Source organism: Spiroplasma cantharicola (assembly GCF_001281045.1).
In the GTDB taxonomy this organism is placed as follows: Bacteria; Bacillota_I; Bacilli_A; order Mycoplasmatales; family Mycoplasmataceae; genus Spiroplasma_A; species Spiroplasma_A cantharicola.
The window spans coordinates 501515-521875 of the sequence record NZ_CP012622.1; the positions used below are offsets into that span (position 1 = coordinate 501515).

The following is a 20361-nucleotide window of genomic DNA, read 5'->3' on the forward strand; positions in this document are numbered from 1 at the left end:
TTGATCAATGAAACTATAAAGAATATATTTTTGGAAATGACAAACATATTCTAGAATTATTAAGATTAAATAGACTTTTAATTAGTAATTTCTAAAATTATATAATGCTATAATATTTATTGCGTAATTTTTATAGTATTATATAAGTATAAAAAAGTATCATTAAATTTATAACCATTTTATATTAATTATTATTTATACTTTCTAACTATTGAAAAGTAAGAAGTAAACTTAATCTAGTTTATTTAGGGGAAATTTTAGCTATGAATATAATTGATTTAATAAAAGAAAATGAGAATGAATTATCTCCACAAGAGAGGAAAGTTATATTTTTTATAAAAGATAACCTAAATAATTTTAATAATATATCAATAAAAAATATATCTAAACAATTAAACGTTCAAGAAAGTGTCATAACTAAATCATTATCAAAAATAGGAATTGGAGGGTTTAAAAAATTAAAACTCTTACTTGAGGATTCATATTATTCAATTGATGATAAACTCATTGAAAAGAAAAATATTGATATTTATTTTAGTAAATTAATTGAAAATATTAATTCTTTTAAAAAATCATTTAATAGTGATTCAATAATAAAATTATCAAATCTAATTACATCTATTAATCCAGAAATAATTTTTTTTGCAACAGGTAAAACAGCAAAAATTATTGAACCTTTCTTTTTCAATTTATTAGAATTAAATTTTAAAGTAAAATTGGAAACTTCTCTATATAATCATGAAATATATGATGTTAAAAATAAGTTGATAATTATTTTTACTATTTCTGGAAATAATTCAAAGGTCTTTAGGTATTTAAATTTAATTAAAGAAAAAAACGCTTTAAAAATAATAGGAATAAGCACAAATGAGAGTTTTGCAAATGACTTATTAGATGATCATATTTTTGGAACTGTAAAAAGTTTTTTTACAGATAATAGTAGATCAACTCCATTAATTGAAAAATATACAATTCAATTAATATGTGATGCACTTTTATTAATGATTATTTCAAAATCAAGTGTCAAGAATTTAGAAATGAGAGAAAAAATCTCAACTAAAAATAAAGAATAATTTAATTAATTTATATTTTGTGTAAAAAATATAAATTAATTAAAAATATAAATTACCTTTAAATGAATAAAATTTATTTAGGAGGTAATTATGAAGAAAGAGATTAAAAAAACAAAATTCAAAAAATTTCTTACCACTCTGAGAAGTGGACTAGAACAATTTGGAAGAGCTATTTTAGTTCCAGTAACAGTTATTCCACTTTTAGCTTTAATTGGTTCAATTGGTTATGCTGGTCAAGCTATTGCAACTGAAGTTGGAACATATAGTGGGGGAACAAAAATCGCACTTGATGCTATTAAAAACATTGGTATGATAGCTATTACTAATATAGACTTCTTAGTAGCAATTGGATTAGCAGCAGGACTTGCAAAATCTGAAAAAGTATCTGCAGCTTTATCGGGAATTATGGCTTATGCAGCATTACATTTTGCAGCAAACTTAATGCTTCAAGTTGTATACCCAGAAATGTTAAAAAATGCTAAAGAATATGGTTTAATTACAAGATTTGGAGTTATTTCATTTCAATATAGTGCTTTTGGAGGAATGGTTGCAGGACTTATAGGGTATTATATTCACAAATATACTTATAAATTAAAATTTCCAGAATTTTTATCATTTTTTGGTGGACCAAGATTTTCACCAGTAGCATCTACATTAGTAGCATGAATTATAGGTATGCCAATAGGTGTTGTTTGAATATATATTAATCAAGGATTAAAATCAGTTGGTGAATCTTGACAACATATGGGAGCAGGAGCACCTTTACTATATGGAATTGCCAACAGAGCTTTAATTCCATTTGGTTTACATCAAGTAATTAATTATTTTTTATACTATACATCAGTTGGAGCTACTTGAGTAAATGGAGAAGGAGTTGTAATTGAAGGAATTTATAATGTTGCTATTGCAAAATTAGGAGAAGGTGTCTTTATTACTGCAAAAGATACTTGAATTGTTAATGGAACATTTCCTACAAATATTTTTAGTTTAGGAGGAGCTTCATTGGCTATGTATATGTGTATTCCAAAAGAAAATCGAAAAGTAGCTGGGGGAGCTATTATTTCAGCTATGTTAGCATCTGCATTAGCAGGAACTACTGAACCAATTGAATTCACATTTTTATTTACAGCTCCTGTATTATATGGTTTACATATTATATTTACAGGATTAACTTATATGACAATGTATATATGCGGTTTTGCACAAGTTTCTACAAGGGGAAGTGGAATTATTACTTGACTTGCAGTGGATGCCATGAACTTTAAAAACATACAAAATGTTTGGGGATTATTTATTGTAGGTCCTATTGCTGGAGCAATTTATTTTGGATCATTTTATTATTTAATAAAAAAATTCAATTACAATACACCAGGAAGAGATGGTGAAATTGCAGTAATGATTACAAAAAATAATCCAATTAAAGATCAAGAAAATTTAGAAAATAAAGATTTAAAAGACAAAGCAAAATCTAATAAAAAAGAGCAATATGATGAGGAATTTATTTTGAATATTATTAATGGTTGTGGTGGTAAGGAAAATATTAAAATAATGGCCAATTGCATTACAAGATTGAGAGTTACTTTAGTTGATAAAGATAAATTTAATGCTGAAATAATTAATAAAACAAATTGCTATGGTATAAAAGATATGGGTGATCAAAAACAAATAATTTATGGACCCAGAGTTACTAATATTGCAACGAAAGTTAGAGAATATTTAGGAGTTGAAGACTAGATGCCTTTTGCACAAATAACAAAAAATTTATATTTAGGAGATCAATTTTCAAATAAACTTGACCAACCAAATATGGAATTAAAAATAAGTAATATGTATTATGATATTTTTAAAAAAAATTATTCAAATGAATCTAATGTTTTTTACAATGATTATTTTGTAAAAACAAAAAATAAATTAGCTCTCAATTTATTAGATTCTCATGATCCAGATGATTTTAATGATTATAAGTTTGCATTAGCAATTAAATTTATTAATGAAAATATTAAGGATAATTTAATTTATACACACTGTCAGCTTGGTGTTAGTAGAAGTGCGTCAACAATATTTATATATTTAGTTATTTGTAAAATTTTAAATCAAAATAATTTTGAAGTAGCTTTAAATGAGTATATAAAAAAGTTTTATCCATATATTAAAGTTAATTATGGAATATATAAATATCTAAAAAATAATTTTCCATACACAAACGTTGAAAAAATTTCTAAAATGACATGAGGTGATTTAATTGAATATTAGTTATATAGACTTCGATTGAAATAATGTAATTGCTTATGACCAAAATTTTATAGAAATTTTTAGAGAAAGCTCTTTAATACTTCGAGATTTAAAAAATTATCAACTACTTTTTATTGGAGAAGATGCAATTAAACATTCAAAAAGTGAGGGAAACTTTATTGCAATAAATTTTACAGAAAATTCTAAAATTTTATCAGAAGACAATTTTATTTTATTCATAAATTATTTTAAAGATAAGTATCAATTACTTAATTTTCCAATTATAGTAAATAGATATAACAATAATTATTTTTTTGAAAAAAATAATTTAAAAACTATTGATATTTTAAAATTTTATTCTAATATCTCAAATGAGATGGGATTTATAGATTTAAAATATTCTGAGTTAAATATTTATAATAAAAAATTAAATAAATTATTTAAATTTAATTTAGGAAAACAAAAAATATTAAATTTAATAAATAGATATTTTTATTTAAATCATAATTCAACTTTAAATACAAAGAAAACAAAAGAATTATTAAAACAGATATGAAAGGGTGTAAAAATAAATAATGTTTCTTGTAGAAATTTTAGTACTGGACAAGATAACAATATTAAAATTAATAATGTTAAGGAAATTACAAAAGAGTTAGAAGACAATTTAAATCTAATTTTTAAACAAATACGAAATATTAAAAAATATTACATGAATAGTGAAATAAAGGAAGTTTTTGATTATGTTGATTAGTTTAATTATATTCATTACTGTAGCTCTTATTCTATTTGCAATTTCACTTATTCTTATTTTTATAAATAAAAATAAAAAAAATATTAATTTTAAAGCTGAAAGCAAAAATAAATCATTTATTAAATTTCTACCCATAACATTATTTTGTTCAGGAATACTTGTTTTATTTGTTGGATTAGCAACTTATATATAATTTCTTATTATAGTAGCTTAAATTGATAGAGATTTAATTCTCTATTTTTTATATTTAAAAAAATTAATATAGATTATTTAAATTTTAAAAATATAGCTTAGTTAGTACAAAATTTTTAATGTATTACCTTTTATAAAAGGAATTTATAAAAGGGAAAGATGATATAAATATTTAATAAATAGTAAAATATTTTACTATTTATTAAATATTTTATGATAGTATTTATTTGTAATATAAATCCAGCATTTTTAAATAGATAGATGTTTTTAATATATTTCAAATAATTAAATATAGTAATTAAATTTAAAAAGTTATTTTTAATTCTCGTAAATAATATAACATTTTTAAATATATTATATTATTTAAAAATGTTATATAAAAGAAAAAAAGAAACATCAAAATTATTATCTGTATAGGTTTAATTAAACACTTTTAATAAGTAATGTAAATATCTTAAATAATCATTTGTTTGAAAATGGTTAAGAAAATTTCTAAGTAAATACGTATTTTGCTATTGTATCATTAAGTGTAAATGGTGAGTTTATAACAAAAGTAATAGGAACCTAAGTCAAAAATAAAAATGAAACTGTTTCAATTATTATTTCTAATACTAATTGAGAGAGTGACTTCAAAGATACTTCAAATATTATTGATTATGATAATTTCAAGTATGGTATTTATAAAAATTGTATGAAAAGGATAATTTAATATTAAATATAAAGAAAATTAGCTTGAATAAAAGCAAGTAGAAAGTCATACAATAGTTGAATTATCAACAGGATAGGATGAATCACGTAATACTTCAAGAATTAAATTAACAGTTGTAGCAAAAAATACTTATTATAGTACTATTTCAATTAAAGTTGATTATTAAATTTATGCAAGAACAGCAGAAGTAGCAAATAGTTGCGTTACAAAATTAATTTAAATAGATTATTTTAGTAACCAAATATTAATAATGGACAATTAAAATAATTGTCCATTATTAATATTTAATTAAGGAGATAATAAAATGATAGAAATAAAAAATATATCTAAAATTTTTAAAAAAAATAAGGGAATATTTAATGTTTCATTTTCAATTAAAGATGGTGATTTAACAGGACTAATTGGGGATAATGGAGCAGGAAAAACAACTTTAATTAAATCTATAATGGGAGATTATAAATTAGACGAAGGAGAAATAATTTTTTTTGAGAAAAATAAAAATTTTAGATTATTAATTGGATATTTTCCTGATCAAAATAATTTTCCAAAGTCAGAAAAGATTTATGATTATTGTGAATATATTCTAGATTTAAAAAAAATAAAAATTAAAGATATTAAAACTAAATTTGAAAATTTAGTTAGTATGCTTGGATTAGAAGAGTATATAAATAATACATTTGAAAAATTATCATCAGGAATGCAAAAAAGAGCACTTCTAATTCCCTTATTATTAACGGAGCCAAGGCTTATTATTTTGGATGAACCTACAGAAAATCTGGATGTTAATTCAAGATTGGAGTTTCTAAAACTTATTAAATATTTAGCAATAGAATTTAAAATTATGATATTAATAACTTCACATAATATTAATGAACTTGAAGATTACATTAATAAAATTATTTTTTTAAAGAATGGTAAAATTTGTTATGAAAATAATTTTGACAAATCAAAGGAATCTTTAATTGATTTATATCATAAACATTTAGGCGCTGAAAATGAGAATATGGTATTTGATAAACTAAAGGAGATAAAAAAATAATGACAATTTTTAACCCAATATCTTCAAGAATAATGAAACATACAATGAAGTCAAAGTTTTTTTGAATTACATTTTGTACTTTAATATTCACTACTTTTATTATTGATATTCTTTTTTTAATAAAAATTAAGGGAACGCAATCACAACCAGATAAAGTTGTTGCCTATAATTATATTATTTATGCAACTCTTACTTTTTTTATATTATTATTTGAAATCTTTTTTGCAAATAGGTTTTGAATGAAGGATAAAAGTAATGGAATATTAAATATTGAATATCGTAATGATATATCTATTAATAAAATATTTTGAATAAGATTTATTTCAAATAAATTAATTTTATTGACAATGTTATTATCTTTTTATTTCATAAATGTTTTATTTTTCTCGTTTGTAAAAAATATTTATTTTCAAATTAATTTATTAAATCAAATTATTGTCTTAATAGGGATTATATCAGTTGATATTTTTGTTTCTTCAATTTTTATTATAGTTTCTCAATTTAAAAAACAAGTAACATTTGGTGTTATAGCTGGAGTTTTTATTTTAGTTTTGCCGTTTAATAGTTTCATAAATCTTTTAACTAATCTCTCAAATGAAAGTTATGTCACAGCTGAAAATAATATTAAATACGAAACTACAAAAAGAAGTCATGAATTATATAAATCTAATTCCAATTTCAAACTTTTAGTTGACCAATATTCTAGTTTACCAAGTTATTTAAAACTTAATAATGAATCACAAACTTATATAATAATAGACTCCGAAGAAGATTATGCTCAATTTTTAGCAGATAAGGGAGCATTCTATTTTTTCTCACTCTATAAAGAAAAATTTCCTTATAATAGATTTTATAATTTCAATGAAGAAGAGTTTAAAAATAACTTAATTTTTCAATTTATTGAACAAAGTAATAAATTATTTGAGCTTGAATCTGTAAAACCAATTAACAATTCTTCTGAAAGTATTGAAGAAATATGAGCTGATAGTTACTATTCAATTAATTCTAAAGAAAATATAGTTTTAGATGGAAAATATAATTTTAATGAATTAATTAAAAAACTTAAAGTTTTTTACAAAAATGATCAAGAAAAATTAGAAATTATTAGTTTAGTTAATTTTTATTGTATAAATGTTTTAAGTGTAAATAGAGATCTTTCTTTTTTAGAACTAGGGGATAGAGAATTTCTTTATGGTGAATCATTAGTTAAAACTGTTATTGATACAAATATGAATCCAGGAGTTATGATCTTTGAAAAGGGATTATTAGATATAATTAATGCTTACTATAATGTAAATAAAAACTATAGCCATGAAATAAACGAAAATAATAATGAATTTGCCATTTCTCAAACAAAAAAATTGTATTGAAAAAGTTTTATAAATCCATTCTTTGTTCTTAATGAAATCCAAACATTTAATTATTTTAATAATAAATATCAACAAAATATATTATTATCTAACTCTTCTGCTTTTCCATCAGAAAATTATACTTATTATCACTTTGTTCTAAAAGATAATTTACAAGATACAAATTTTCCAAATGAGTCAATGGTTAAAAAAATTGATGTAAAGAATTTGAGTTTTCTAATAATAATTAATTTTATTTTGTGTTATATAATATCATTTTCACTGTTATTAATCTCATTTAAATTATTTAAAAAATATTTACAAATTTAATAATTGATAAATATATATTATTTGTAATGTATATTTATCATAACTTATTGAATTTTTAATATTATTTATTGCACTACTTTTAGTAGGTTTAAACTTCATTAATTAACTCTTGTAAAATAATGAAATCTACTGAGTATAGTTTATAAAAATTATTATAAACATTTATATTGTTTACAGAAAATTATCAAAATAATTAATTGAATTGCTATATTATAAAAAAGTCAAGATTTTTAAAAAGTTTATTTATATAAATTTAATGAAAACAACTATAAGTTTATACTAATTAATTAAATTAAAAGACTTTATATAAATTGCTAAAATACAATATATATAGAAAAGTTCAATTTTATATCAGAAAAAGAATTAGAAATTTTATTATAAACCTAGAGCATTAAATTTAATAAAAATGAAAAATCTAAAAGTAAAAATATTTAGAAATTTATTCACTTTTTTTATAAAAAGTAATTTGAAATTTAAATAATTCTTATTTAAATTAATCTCTTTGTAAAATTATTTTATGGAATACTAGCAATTGCTAGTATATTTTTATTTTTAACAATTAAAGCTATTGAAAGTCTATAATATATATAAGATGTAATGAGGTAAGCAATGATAAAAAGTATAAGAGAGGAATTAATTAAAATAAGTCAGTCAAATGTTAATGATTCATCAACTATAATTTCAAAAGAAATTATAAAAAATTATGATAATTATATTTTTTTAAGTCAAAAAGAGCTTGCAAATAAATGTTTTGTTTCAGAATCATTAATTACATATTTTGCCAAGAAGATGAATTATACAGGCTATCGTGAGTTAGTATCTCGTTTAAAATTGGAGCGTGATTTATATAATATGGATAATCCAATTAAATTAGAAGATAACTCAATTGGAAATTATCGACAAGAGTTTGAAAAAACTTTGAGTTCAATTGATGCTCAAAATTTAGAAATAATAAAAACCATTGACTTTCTTAAAAATGCTAAAAGAATATTTATTTTGAGTAGTTATGATCAAGTTAATAATGCAGAATCTTTGTTTAATATTATGCAAATACAAGGGAAAGATGTACATTTTTCTAAATACCGAAAAACTAATGGTTATTATGTTAATGAGTTAACAGAAGAAGATGCTGCCTTTTTTTTAGTATCTGGATTAGATAATAATAGCTTAGTTAATTATTATGAAAGATTATTTAAAAATAATTGCAAAAGAATTGTAGTTGTTTCTAATAGTCAAGCATATAAATTTAAAGAACCTGATTCTTTAATAGTTATTCAAAATATTGAAAAGCACGAAATTTATGAGACTGCTCGTTCTTCATATATTTATTATTTATTAAATTTTATTTTAATAAATATTTAGTTTTTTAAACTACTTTAATGTTTTTGCATTAATTTAAAGTAGTATTTTTTTTATTGTAATTATCGTATTTCACTATTAAATAGTTAATGAAGGAGAAGGAAAAAGGATATGAAAATTAATTTATATGCACCTTGTGATGGAATAATACATCCGATTGAAGATTTAAATGATGGTGTATTTTCGCAAAAAGCTTTAGGTGATGGCTTTTTTATCGAACCAATAACTAATACTATTTGCTCACCACTTGAAAGTGCAACAGTAAGTTTGATTTTTGAAACCCAACATGCTTTTTATATTGAAAATAAAAAAACAAGATTATTAATTCATATTGGAATTGATACAGTTGCTTTAAATGGTGATGGATTTAAAACAGCGGTTACACTAAATCAAAAAATTAAAAAAAATGATATTTTAACGTCAATAGATTTTGAGCTTTTGGAAAAAAGAAACTTAAATAAAGCAATTATAGTTGCAATTGATTCAGAAAAGGGTGAATCAATATTACATTTAAAAATATCAAAGAATCAAATTAAACAAGGACAATTAATAGGTTATTTGGAAGTTAAAAAAAGTCCAATAAAAACAGAAAAAAGTAATCTTTGAAAAGATATTAGTGAAGATATTTTAAAGAATGTTGGGGGAAATAATAATTTTAATTCCTATTACAATTGTATGACAAGATTAAGGATAAAAATTAATGATAAACAGTTAGTAGATGAAGATACATTAAAAAATCTTGCTAAGGTTAAAGGAATCAATTGAAGTGGCAATGAGCTTCAAATTATTATTGGTGGAGATGCTTATAAAGTAAAAGATGAATTTGATTTTATTTTAAAATCAAAGAATATTAAAACAGAGAAAAAAGGTGCTTGAAGAACAATAACTCAGTTTATTTCAAATGTAATGATACCAGCACTACCAGTTTTAATGGCAACTGGTATTATTGCAGGAATTCAAGCTTTATTTGCTCAATTTGGTTGAGTTCAAGTTCCAAGTGCTGAACTACCTGAAACACAGTTAAACTTATTTTCAATGCTTTTATTTATTGGTTCAAAAGTTGGTTTGGAAATGATAGGAATTGTTTTTTGTTATAATACTGTCAAGTATCTTGGTGGAGATCCAATAATGGGAATCTTTTTAGGAATTGCTTTAACCACAAGACACTTCTTAGGTTCTGGTTTTGGTGAGGGGGCTTTAAATTGACAACATGATGGTAAGGGATATTATTTATTTCAATTATTTGGTAATAAAATTTATATTAAAGGCTATGAATCAAGTATTATTCCTTTAATAACTGGTGGTATTTTCTTATTTTATGTTGATAAGTTTGTTAAAAAATGAATGCCAGGCGCAGTTGACATTGTATTTAGACCAGCAATTGTCTTTATGACAGCATTTGTAGCAACACTATTTATAATAGGTCCAATTACAGGAATAATTGAACAATTACTCGGTCAAAGTGTTATTGCAATTGGAGATTTACCAATTGGTTTAGGTGTTGCAATATTTTGCGGGTTTTGACAAATTTTGGTTTTGACAGGTGTTCATATTGCAGTTGCTAATGCTGTAAAATTTCCAATTATGGCAAATCAAGGTTCATCAATGTTAGCTGCTGGATTTGGAATTGCCATCTTGGCTCAATTTGGAGCTTGTATTGGGGTATTCTTAAGAACTCGTGATCAAAAACTGAAGCAAGCTGCAGTAGGAGCAATGCCTTCAATAATTTTTGGTATTAGTGAACCTACAATTTTTGGAGTTAATCTACCAAAAATTAGACCATTTGTTTGTGGATCAATTGCGGCTTTTTTTGGAGGTATGTTATCAGGAATTTTAAAATTAGATGCTGATGTAATTGGTGGTGGTGGTTTTTTGCAAATAATGTGATTTACAGATAGCATATTAGAAATGATTCTTTATTTAATGGTATTGCTTATAACAATTACAATTGCTTGCCTTTTAACTTTAACATTCTTTAGTGAGAGAAAAACTGAATTAAAACAAGTGAAAACATTAAATTGATCAATTAAAAAATATTTAGTTATAAATAATAGAGTTTCTAAAAAGGAGTATAATTTATTATTGAATGATAAAGAAAAAAATATAATAGTTGACCTTAATAATAACAAAAAAGAATATTATAAATATGAAAAACTAAAATTGGAAGAAATTAAATTAAAACAAAAGCTTGAAAATAGTGCAGCTGGAAAGATTAATAATAAAAATTTTGAAAATAAAATAAATGATATTAAGGTTAATTTAAAAGAGCAAGAAATTGTGATTAATGATTTTAACAAAAAAATGATAAAAGTAATTGATAATTATTTAACAGAGATTTCTTACGTGTCTAAGAATAATGAACTTCTTATTTTAAGAAACGATTATTTAAATAGTTTAAACTCATTATTTAATATTTATAATAATAGAGAAAAAATGGAAAGTCATTTGGAAGTTACTAATTTAAATTTTAAAAATAAATTATTGTATGTATTTAGAAAATAAAAGGAGAAAATATGAAAAAAATAGGTAAAGATTTTTTATGAGGTGCATCAACAAGTGCATATCAATTCGAGGGAGGTTTTGATAGTGATGGTAAAGGTTTATCAATTCAAGATGTAAAGGAAATTTTAAATAAAGAAACCTCAGATTTTAAAGTTGCTTCAGATCACTACAACCATTGAAAAGAAGATGTGACTTTAATGGCTCAGATGGGGTTTAAATCTTATCGTTTTTCAATTTCATGAACAAGAATAATTCCTAATGGAATTGGTGAAATCAATAAAAAGGGAGTGGAATTTTATAGTAATTTAATTGATGAGTTATTAAAACATAAAATTGAACCAGTAGTAACAATGTTTCACTTTGATATGCCAAATGAACTTGAAAAAATTGGGGGATGAGCAAATCGCAAAGTGATCACTGCTTATGTTAATTATGCAAATGTTTTATTTGATAATTTTGGTGACCGTATTAAATATTGAATTACAATAAATGAACAAAATGTTTTACTATTACAAGGACCTATTGTGGGAATTAAAAGACCTCAAAATTGTAATGTTTTAAAACATGTTTTTCAGATGAATCACAATATTACAGTAGCACAAGCTCTTGTGATGGAAGAATGTCATAAAAGATTTGATAGTAAAGTTAAAATTGGAACAGCCCCAAATATTTCGTCAATTTATCCTGCTAGTTGTAAACCAGAAGATATTGTTGCTTCAAAAAATATTGCTGTTTTAAGAAATTGATTTTATCTTGATATTATTGTAAAAGGTATTTATAATCGTATTTTATTAGCCCTTTTAGAAGAGCAAAATGCTATGTTTGAAATTAGACAAGGAGATATGGAAATAATAAAAAAGGCAAATCCAGATTTTATTGCTTTTAACTATTACACGACAACAACAGTTAAAATGAATGAAAAAATTGATAATTATAAATTACCAGATCAAGAGCGTGTTTTTGGTTTTCCAGGATTTGGTCAAACAGTTTCAAATGCAAATTTGGCAAAAACTCAATTTGGATGAGAAATTGATCCAAAGGGGTTAAAAGTTACTTTACTAGAATTACAAGAGAGATACAATTTACCAGTAATTATTACCGAAAATGGAATTGGTGCTTATGATAAATTAGAAGAGGGAAAAATTAATGATGATTATAGAATTAATTATTTAAAGTCCCATATTGAAGCTATTAAAGAAGCTGTTAATGAGGGATCACAAGTATTTGGTTATAATTGTTGGAGTGCTTTTGATTTAATTTCAGTTCATGAAGGAATTTCAAAAAGGTACGGTTTAATTTATATTGATCGTGAAGAAAAAGATATTAAAACAGCAAGAAGAATTAGAAAAAAAAGTTCTTATTGATATGAGAAAGTAATTAAGAGTAATGGTGAAAATTTATAAACTTAAAAAACAAGAATAGTAAAGAGTCTTGTTTTTTTTTTTTTTTTTTAAAAAAAAAAAAAAAAACAAACAAACAAACAAACCTTTCTAAATATATAAAATTTATTTTGTATAAAACCTAATAAGTGAAAAAATAAATTATTATTAAATATAAATACAACTTATTCATTTTTTTTAATTATTTTTTTATTGATAAAAATATTTTTATATTAACTATGTTCAATTCATAAAAAAAATATCCCTTAAATACTAGCTTACAATAAAATAAAACACTTTAATAGTTTCTTAAATTAACTTTTTTAAGACACAACTAATATTTTCAATACTTAAAGATTAAAATATTTTTTTTCATTTCTTCATTATTATGAAGGTATAGATTTAATTGAAAGGAGAAATTTAATTAAGAAAGGTAAAAAAATTAAATTAAATTATTTAATTTTTAAGAAAGGATACACAATGTTAAAAATAAGTTTATTGAATTTATTGCTTTTATCAAATCCAGTATTAACTAGTGTGAATAATGTTTGTATAGAAAATGAAAATATTTATTCAAGTAAAAATGAATATCTTACTAATAATTCAAAAGTTTTAGAAAATCATATAGAAGAAAACTTAAAAATGTCACATTCATATTTAGTGCCAACAGGTTACTTTTTAAAAAGTGGAGAAAAATATAAAATAAAGTTAAATAAAAAAGTATCAGAGAGTGATAACATTGGAATTAGTATTGGACAAAATGGTAGATATGATAATTCAAATTTAGTTTCGGGTTTTCAACATTTTCTTATTGATAAAGAAAGTGATGAAATAGAATTTGTTGCTGATAGAGATGGAGTATTATATATTTATGATAATTTAGGCAATAGAACTTATTCGTTAAAAACTATTAGCGGAAATAATTTTATTAAAATACCAACTTATATTTTAGGGAAAACTAATTTAAATGAATTCCTTTGAGAAGTAGATCAAACAGAGTCAAAATTTATTGAATTTATTAGTGAAAATACTATTTCAACAATTCAAACAAGATGATTTAAAGAAGTAGATCGCAATAAAATTAATCTAGAAAAAAGTTTAACCTATTTCGATAATTTTTGAAAATGATCAAATCAATTTTATGGATTAGATCAAAACTCAAATGGAATAAATAAAAAATATAATAATTATGTTCATCTTGCAAATCCAGATACAGGTCCAGGTGCAGCTTTTGCAGCAAATCAATATCTAGGTTTTTGAGGTAAAAGTAATGTAAAATATTTATTTGAAAGACAAGTGGATAATTTATGAGGTTTATATCATGAGTTAGGTCATACTTACCAAACTCCAGATTATATATGAAGTGGAATGTTAGAAGTTACTGTAAATTTATCAGCACTTTATATTCAAGAAAATTTAGGTATTGGATTATCAATTGATAATGCTTCTAACCAAAAGAGAGTAAAGGAGTATTTGAGCAAACCTAATGAAGAAAAGGACTTTCAAAGTATTAGAGATTTAACACAATCATTAACAATGTTTTATCAATTGCAAACTTCATTTGGACCTAAATTTTATCCATACTTGTCACAATTTTATAGGGCACAATTCTTAGTTGAAAAAGACTTTGATAAAATCAATAAATACATTTATATGACTTCATTTGTAAGTGGCTATAATCTTTCTAAATTTTTTGATGAGTGAGGATTGAAAATGACTTCAGAAACCAGAGAAGCAATTTCAAAATTTAAACCTCTTGATAAAAAAATTTGATTAAATCACACTGAGCCTAATATTAAAATTGTTCAAGAAGATATTTCAAAAAAATATGAGAAACAAAAAGAAATTGAGATTTATCAAAGAAGTAATTTAACTCCAGAATTTGGAACAACATTTTTATCTGCTAAAGATGTTGAAAAGTATTTTTATTCACCAACTTCATCAAATTATAATTCACTTGTAAATAATAAATGAAACTCAAAAAATATAAGGGTAAATAAAATAAATTATGGTGTAGTTGAGTTTGTATTAAATAAAGATGGTTTTTTACCTGAAAAATATTATATTAATACTGAGTTTAAAGATATTAAAACAAAAATAGAATTTTATGGAATTGGAACAAATAAATATGGAGAAATGTATTTAAATACAATCGATAAAAAATTATTTTTACTAGGAAATGGTTCTGGAAAATGAGTTAATGACGGATATAATAATAAAAAATATTATGAGATTAATATTTATGATGAAAAGGGAAAATTATTTAAAAATGAAGTTATTAAAGGAAATGAATCAATTACTAAATATCAATCAACAAATTTTTGAAAAAATGGAATGGACTATAAAGAAGGTTATAGGATTGAATTATCAGTTGGAGAAAATCATAAAATGACTTATTATTCTGATGTAAATAAGTCTATGACTTTTAAACAGCTTTCACCTAAAGCACAGTATGAAAATTATGTTTTTAAAATAAATAATGGAGATATATTATTTGATTCTTATTATATAAAATAGTAATCTAAGCTATATTTTTATTTTTAATAAAATAATATCTAATTTCACTTATTACTAATTAATAAATGAAATTAGTTTTTATTTTAAAAAATCTAATCTCTAAAAAGTTAAATTTGGATTATTAAAACCATTTGACATATAAAAAATCTCATTATTAACTTTACTGAAATTGTTAAATTAATGAAAAACTTGCGACAAATCAATTTGTTTTTTCAAATTTTATTTGTAAGGATGACAGTTTTAATATATTTTTTATTTAAAAAAATATTTTTAAAATGATAAAATATTTTTAGTAGATAATCTATAAAAAGGAGGTAAAACAATTGAGAAAAATATTAAGTTTATTAGGAGAAATTTCCCTAGTTATTTCTTCATCATCATCTGTTGTATCATGTTTTGATACAAGACCAATCATTGATCATACTTTTAAAGATGAATTTGTAATATTTGATTTAGGAACAATATCGGGAAATGAAGATATTCCAAGTATTGAAATTATATATAATGCAATTACAAAGGCACATGAAAATGTTGTGGATTGAGGATGAGCAGTACCAATAGAAGATATTTTGTTTGTTAATGAACCAACAATTAAATTGTGCACTATCAGAGTTATGGAAGGTCGCGATCAACCAACTCTTACAGGAGAAGTGCAATTTACATATACTTATAAGAAAATAGAAAAAAGTGAAATGAACTTTTATTCAAGTGGTCAAAAGGATAACTTTATAAAAAGAGATGCAACAATGGAATAAAGTGCAAAAATTATAAAATTCACTATTATTTGAAAATCAATAGAAAATACTATCATAGTCAATTATCTAGTTTTACAGTTCCTTCTAATTATTGTTCAACAAGACAATCAGAATTATGTGAGTATATTGCTTTTAATTTTTAAATAAATTATTTACATTTTTTTGAGAAATACAATTTATATTCCAATTGATAGGCAAATTATTTTTATCAATTAGAATCAGAGGTACCTAAGATTTTTAAATTTTTAGCCTTAATAAAGATGTGCAGTATCATTTAATGTATAAAAAAATTATCAAAGAAGTAAGTGTCCATTTTTAGATAAATAATTGAAAAGTTAAAAAAATATATTGAATTACTTTAAAAAAATAAATAGAGATTTAATTTTTTTATAAAAAATATGCTAATCAAATTTTGAATATAAAATTATTAATAAATAATATTTTGGAATAGACAGTTAATAATTTTTATAGATTTTAATTTAGATGTAATAGGGGATATAAAATGAAAAAAGAGATGTATAAATTAGAAGATGAATTAAATTCCAAAAAAATTCCAAAAAAATATAAAAATAATATTCAAGATAAAAGAAATAATTTTTGATTATATATAATATTTTTTGCTATAGTAGTAATTGCTGCTGTAACTATAATAATTTTATTTGCTTTAAGTGATAATTATTATCTCCAATTAATTGACTTTGGAAATGGAACTTTATTATTAATTTTTCTGCTATTTTTTCCATATTTAATAAAAATAATTATAGATAAATATAATATAATGATAATGAATAAACACTCTAATAAAATAAAAAAAATAAATTGAACAAAATTATTTGAAATTTATAATAATAATCAATTTATAATAGAAGAAATCAAATTAAATAAATTATATTTAACAGATTATTTATTTTGTAAATTATTATTAAGTAAGAAAATTAAGGCCATTGAAATAAATAATGAATTTAAAATAAGTTTTAATGATCTTTCATTTAGTATTAAATTCTGTAATATATCTTTAGATAAAGATGATAACTTTTTATTATTAAATAAAAAAATAACTTTCAATAAAATAATGTCATTAGATGAAATTAAAAAGGTTTTAAATATAAATATTGTTGAATTTATAAATGTCAATGAATCATCAACAGAAGTTATTATTAACACTATTATCTGCTCAAAAAATGAATTATTTGGAAATTATAAAAGTAAAATAACTTATTTAAAAATGTATGATTTTGAAATTACAAAAAAAATTTTTGGATTATATTCTCAAAAAAAATATAATAAAAATAATTTTTTGGAAACTTATAAAATATATATTGAAAATGATATTAATACAATTAAGGACTTGCTGATTTTACAAAATAGTGCATTAAATTAGATTGTTTAATTTTCTATTTGTCTAAAAAATTATAAATTTTTTAGTGAATTTATAATTAAGAAAACATTTGTAAGGGAATTTAATTTCTTTAATCGTGAAATTTATTAGTGCAAAAAAATTTTAGCTATTGAAAAAAGATATAATACTATTTCTGCAGTCAGTATATGCAGAAATATTAAACCTATAGATTTGATTAAATTTCATTTACAAAATAATGAACTAAGAACTTTACTAAATTAAAGTGATTTATAAATGAGCAATTTTTTATTTTATATATTAGAACTTATATTTTTATATGAGTATGAAATATAATCAAAATAAAAAAATAATGATTTAGCATTTAACATATTAAACCCTTATATGAGAAAGTATAATAAAGGTTTTATATAAAAGGAAAAGTAATTTTTAAATAAAAATTCTAGTATATTACATAAAATATTACATGTGGCCAAATTTAATTTAAAATGGAGGAGTTAAAATGAAAAATGAAGATATAAAACAGGAGTTAGATAAAATTAAAATTTTTAAAAAAAATAATGAAAAATTGGATAAAAGTAATAAGAAAATATATTTTATTATTAATTTTATTATTTTAATTTGTATATACATAGCGATTTCTTTTATAATAATTTTTGTATCTTTATCAATGGAAAGTCAGCTTTTTTTGCTACTTGCAGAAATTTTAATAGCTCCCATTTTTTTATTAATTGCTTTTATTTTTAGTTTTTTTATATCTTTTCACAAAAGATATAAATTAAATAGAATAAATAAGAAAATATCTCAATTAGAGAATATAAATTGAATAAGTTTATATAAACTACTTAATGAAAATGATTTTAATATAATTAATATTAAATTAGAGAGGCAATTTATTGAATATAATTTATTAAAAAAACTATTAATTACTCATTCAATCAATAGCTTAATTATTAATAATGAAGTAACAATAATTAAAAATCATGAAGAAATTAGGATAAATTTTTCTAAAATATCATTGGATGAAGAGCTTAAATATGTACAACTAACTCAAAAAATATACTTTAATAGAAAATTATCTAATTCTGAAATAAATAGAATTTTTAAAGGAAAGGAAAATAATATTATAGTGGATAGGAACACTTTAAAAACAACAAAGATTACACGTATTATTAATTTATGTTTAGAAGTAGAATTAATTAAATATTCCAAAAATTATAAAAATAAATATTTAATTTCCTATGGAGCATATTTAAATTCACTTATTTTTGGATTACATTTACAAAAAAACTATAAGAAAATTAATTATGTAGAACATTATAAAACCATTATTCTAAATGATATTTCCATTTTAGAAAAAATACTTAAATATTAATTACTCTAAATATTATTATTAGCTGGAAGATCATCAAATTACTTATCATTCTGATAAATTAAATATTTTAAACAGGTTTTACCTAAAGCACAGGAAGTTTTAAAAATAACTTTAACTATATTGGGCAAATTCTCTTCAAATTTATTTTTGATATTATGAGAATTTTATTTGCATCATTTTTAAGCTATAAAATTAAATCAATCTTTTGAAGATGTTATAAAGGATTTTTATATATACAATATCAGACATATTCTATTTTCCAAATAATGTAAAGAAATTATAGTTTATTATAAACTTAAGTAAAGTTAGTAAATATAGGTTTGATTTAGATTTTAATAAAATTAATATAACAAATTATTTTTTATATAATCAAATGTTTTAAAATAATTATAAAAATATTGATGTAAATATTTAGCACATATAGTAGTTGGTATAACTTAGTAAATTAATATAAATAGTTAAGATAAAATATAGTTTCAAATATTTCAGAGAAATTTGGACCTATAATCATAATTTAATAACTAAAAAATGTGATAAAATATTAAAAATTAGATAAATAAAAACTAAAACTTAATTTTTAAAAAGAAGGGATTTTAAAATTATTAAGAAAATCAACGATGATAATAAATTAGAAAAATATAATATTGTATATAAAAAACATAAAGAAACTTTAGAAGCAATGAATACGCTGAAAAGACAAGAAAATGAGTGATATGCCAGTGGCAGAGGTGCAAACTCTGTTATAAAAAGATATGGTAGTAGAGAGGAAATTTTAAAATTTAGTAATCTTGCAAATAATGCTGATTTTTTTTATAGACCAATTTCATACTCGTTATAATATAGGTTATACTGAAGGCTTAAAATCAGATCTAAAATCAAAAAATGAATTAGATTTTAGTGCAGATGATAGTACTATAGGATTGGGTGAATATATATCAATATGTAGTTTGTTTAATTATTTTCATACAACTAAGAAATTAAAATATTTCACAGATCAATAAATTGATGAATTTTATTTTAAACCATTTAACAGTAAAAACATTGAACATAAAAACTCTATTTTTAATGCAAGAACAAAAGCAGTTCCATGAAAAATTTGAGAAAATAGTAATTTTAGATATGATATTAAATTTCGAGAAGAAATGAAAACTATTTTAAGGAAGTGATTACCAAAAAATACTTGAAAAAATATAAAAATTGGTTCAAGCACATCTACAATGCATTCTTCATCTTCTGAAAGATGATTATTAAAATATAAAGTTCCTGTTCTATTTTCATTTGTTATAAATAATTTTGCACATAATGTAGTTATTTATGGTTATGCTGAAAAAAACAATGAATATGCTGTACATTTTGGTTGAGGTGGTGAACAATATTCTAAAGTTATAATGGATAAAGATAAAATGTGAAGCTATTTTGGTATTGGCTTTTAATTAGCAATT

Annotated in this window: 16 protein-coding genes; all 16 read left to right on the forward strand. The window is 21.7% G+C overall.

Annotated elements, in window-relative coordinates; translation table 4 throughout:
• Nucleotides 1-263: 263 nt before the first annotated feature.
• The 16 genes from SCANT_RS02230 (at nt 264) to SCANT_RS02305 (ending at nt 20352) form a co-directional block, all read left to right on the forward strand.
• Complete coding sequence (locus SCANT_RS02230; protein WP_053946098.1) at nt 264-1073, forward strand: MurR/RpiR family transcriptional regulator; 810 nt, start codon at nt 264-266, stop codon at nt 1071-1073.
• A gap of 90 nt (nt 1074-1163) precedes the next feature.
• Nucleotides 1164-2807, forward strand: coding sequence for a PTS transporter subunit EIIC (locus SCANT_RS02235; RefSeq protein ID WP_053946099.1), 1644 nt, complete (start codon nt 1164-1166; stop codon nt 2805-2807).
• Nucleotides 2808-3326, forward strand: coding sequence for a protein-tyrosine phosphatase family protein (locus SCANT_RS02240; protein WP_053946100.1), 519 nt, complete (start codon nt 2808-2810; stop codon nt 3324-3326).
• The gene (locus tag SCANT_RS02245) at nt 3316-4056 is read left to right on the forward strand and encodes a hypothetical protein (RefSeq protein WP_053946101.1); all 741 of its coding nucleotides are present in this window, start codon (nt 3316-3318) and stop codon (nt 4054-4056) included. The genes SCANT_RS02240 and SCANT_RS02245 overlap by 11 nt, the downstream gene beginning before the upstream one ends.
• Complete coding sequence (locus tag SCANT_RS02250; protein WP_053946102.1) at nt 4046-4249, forward strand: hypothetical protein; 204 nt, start codon at nt 4046-4048, stop codon at nt 4247-4249. Before SCANT_RS02245 ends, SCANT_RS02250 begins: the two co-directional genes overlap by 11 nt.
• 1012 nt (nt 4250-5261) lie before the next feature.
• A complete protein-coding gene (locus SCANT_RS02255) occupies nt 5262-5996 on the forward strand; it encodes an ATP-binding cassette domain-containing protein (RefSeq protein ID WP_053946103.1) in 735 nt (244 codons plus the stop codon).
• Nucleotides 5996-7675 carry an ABC transporter permease gene (locus tag SCANT_RS02260; protein ID WP_053946104.1) on the forward strand — a complete coding sequence of 560 codons (1680 nt, stop codon included), beginning with the start codon at nt 5996-5998 and terminating at the stop codon, nt 7673-7675. Before SCANT_RS02255 ends, SCANT_RS02260 begins: the two co-directional genes overlap by 1 nt.
• 609 nt (nt 7676-8284) lie before the next feature.
• On the forward strand, nt 8285-9037 hold the full coding sequence (locus SCANT_RS02265) for a MurR/RpiR family transcriptional regulator (protein ID WP_053946105.1): 753 nt from the start codon (nt 8285-8287) through the stop codon (nt 9035-9037).
• Between the two features lie 108 nt (nt 9038-9145).
• Nucleotides 9146-11536 carry a glucose PTS transporter subunit IIA gene (locus SCANT_RS02270; protein WP_053946106.1) on the forward strand — a complete coding sequence of 797 codons (2391 nt, stop codon included), beginning with the start codon at nt 9146-9148 and terminating at the stop codon, nt 11534-11536.
• 11 nt (nt 11537-11547) lie between these two features.
• Nucleotides 11548-12939 (forward strand): glycoside hydrolase family 1 protein, encoded by a 1392-nt coding sequence (locus SCANT_RS02275; protein WP_053946107.1) that lies wholly within the window; start codon nt 11548-11550, stop codon nt 12937-12939.
• A gap of 456 nt (nt 12940-13395) precedes the next feature.
• The gene (locus SCANT_RS02280; protein ID WP_053946108.1) at nt 13396-15432 is read left to right on the forward strand and encodes a M60 family metallopeptidase; all 2037 of its coding nucleotides are present in this window, start codon (nt 13396-13398) and stop codon (nt 15430-15432) included.
• A gap of 323 nt (nt 15433-15755) precedes the next feature.
• Nucleotides 15756-16187 (forward strand): lipoprotein, encoded by a 432-nt coding sequence (locus SCANT_RS02285; protein ID WP_053946109.1) that lies wholly within the window; start codon nt 15756-15758, stop codon nt 16185-16187.
• Between the two features lie 502 nt (nt 16188-16689).
• The gene (locus SCANT_RS02290; protein WP_053946110.1) at nt 16690-17568 is read left to right on the forward strand and encodes a hypothetical protein; all 879 of its coding nucleotides are present in this window, start codon (nt 16690-16692) and stop codon (nt 17566-17568) included.
• A 478-nt stretch (nt 17569-18046) separates the two neighbouring features.
• On the forward strand, nt 18047-18919 hold the full coding sequence (locus tag SCANT_RS02295; protein ID WP_053946111.1) for a hypothetical protein: 873 nt from the start codon (nt 18047-18049) through the stop codon (nt 18917-18919).
• A gap of 679 nt (nt 18920-19598) precedes the next feature.
• Nucleotides 19599-19757 (forward strand): hypothetical protein, encoded by a 159-nt coding sequence (locus tag SCANT_RS05360; RefSeq protein ID WP_158500850.1) that lies wholly within the window; start codon nt 19599-19601, stop codon nt 19755-19757.
• 304 nt (nt 19758-20061) lie between these two features.
• A complete protein-coding gene (locus SCANT_RS02305) occupies nt 20062-20352 on the forward strand; it encodes a putative cysteine peptidase (protein ID WP_053946113.1) in 291 nt (96 codons plus the stop codon).
• Nucleotides 20353-20361 lie beyond the last annotated feature (9 nt).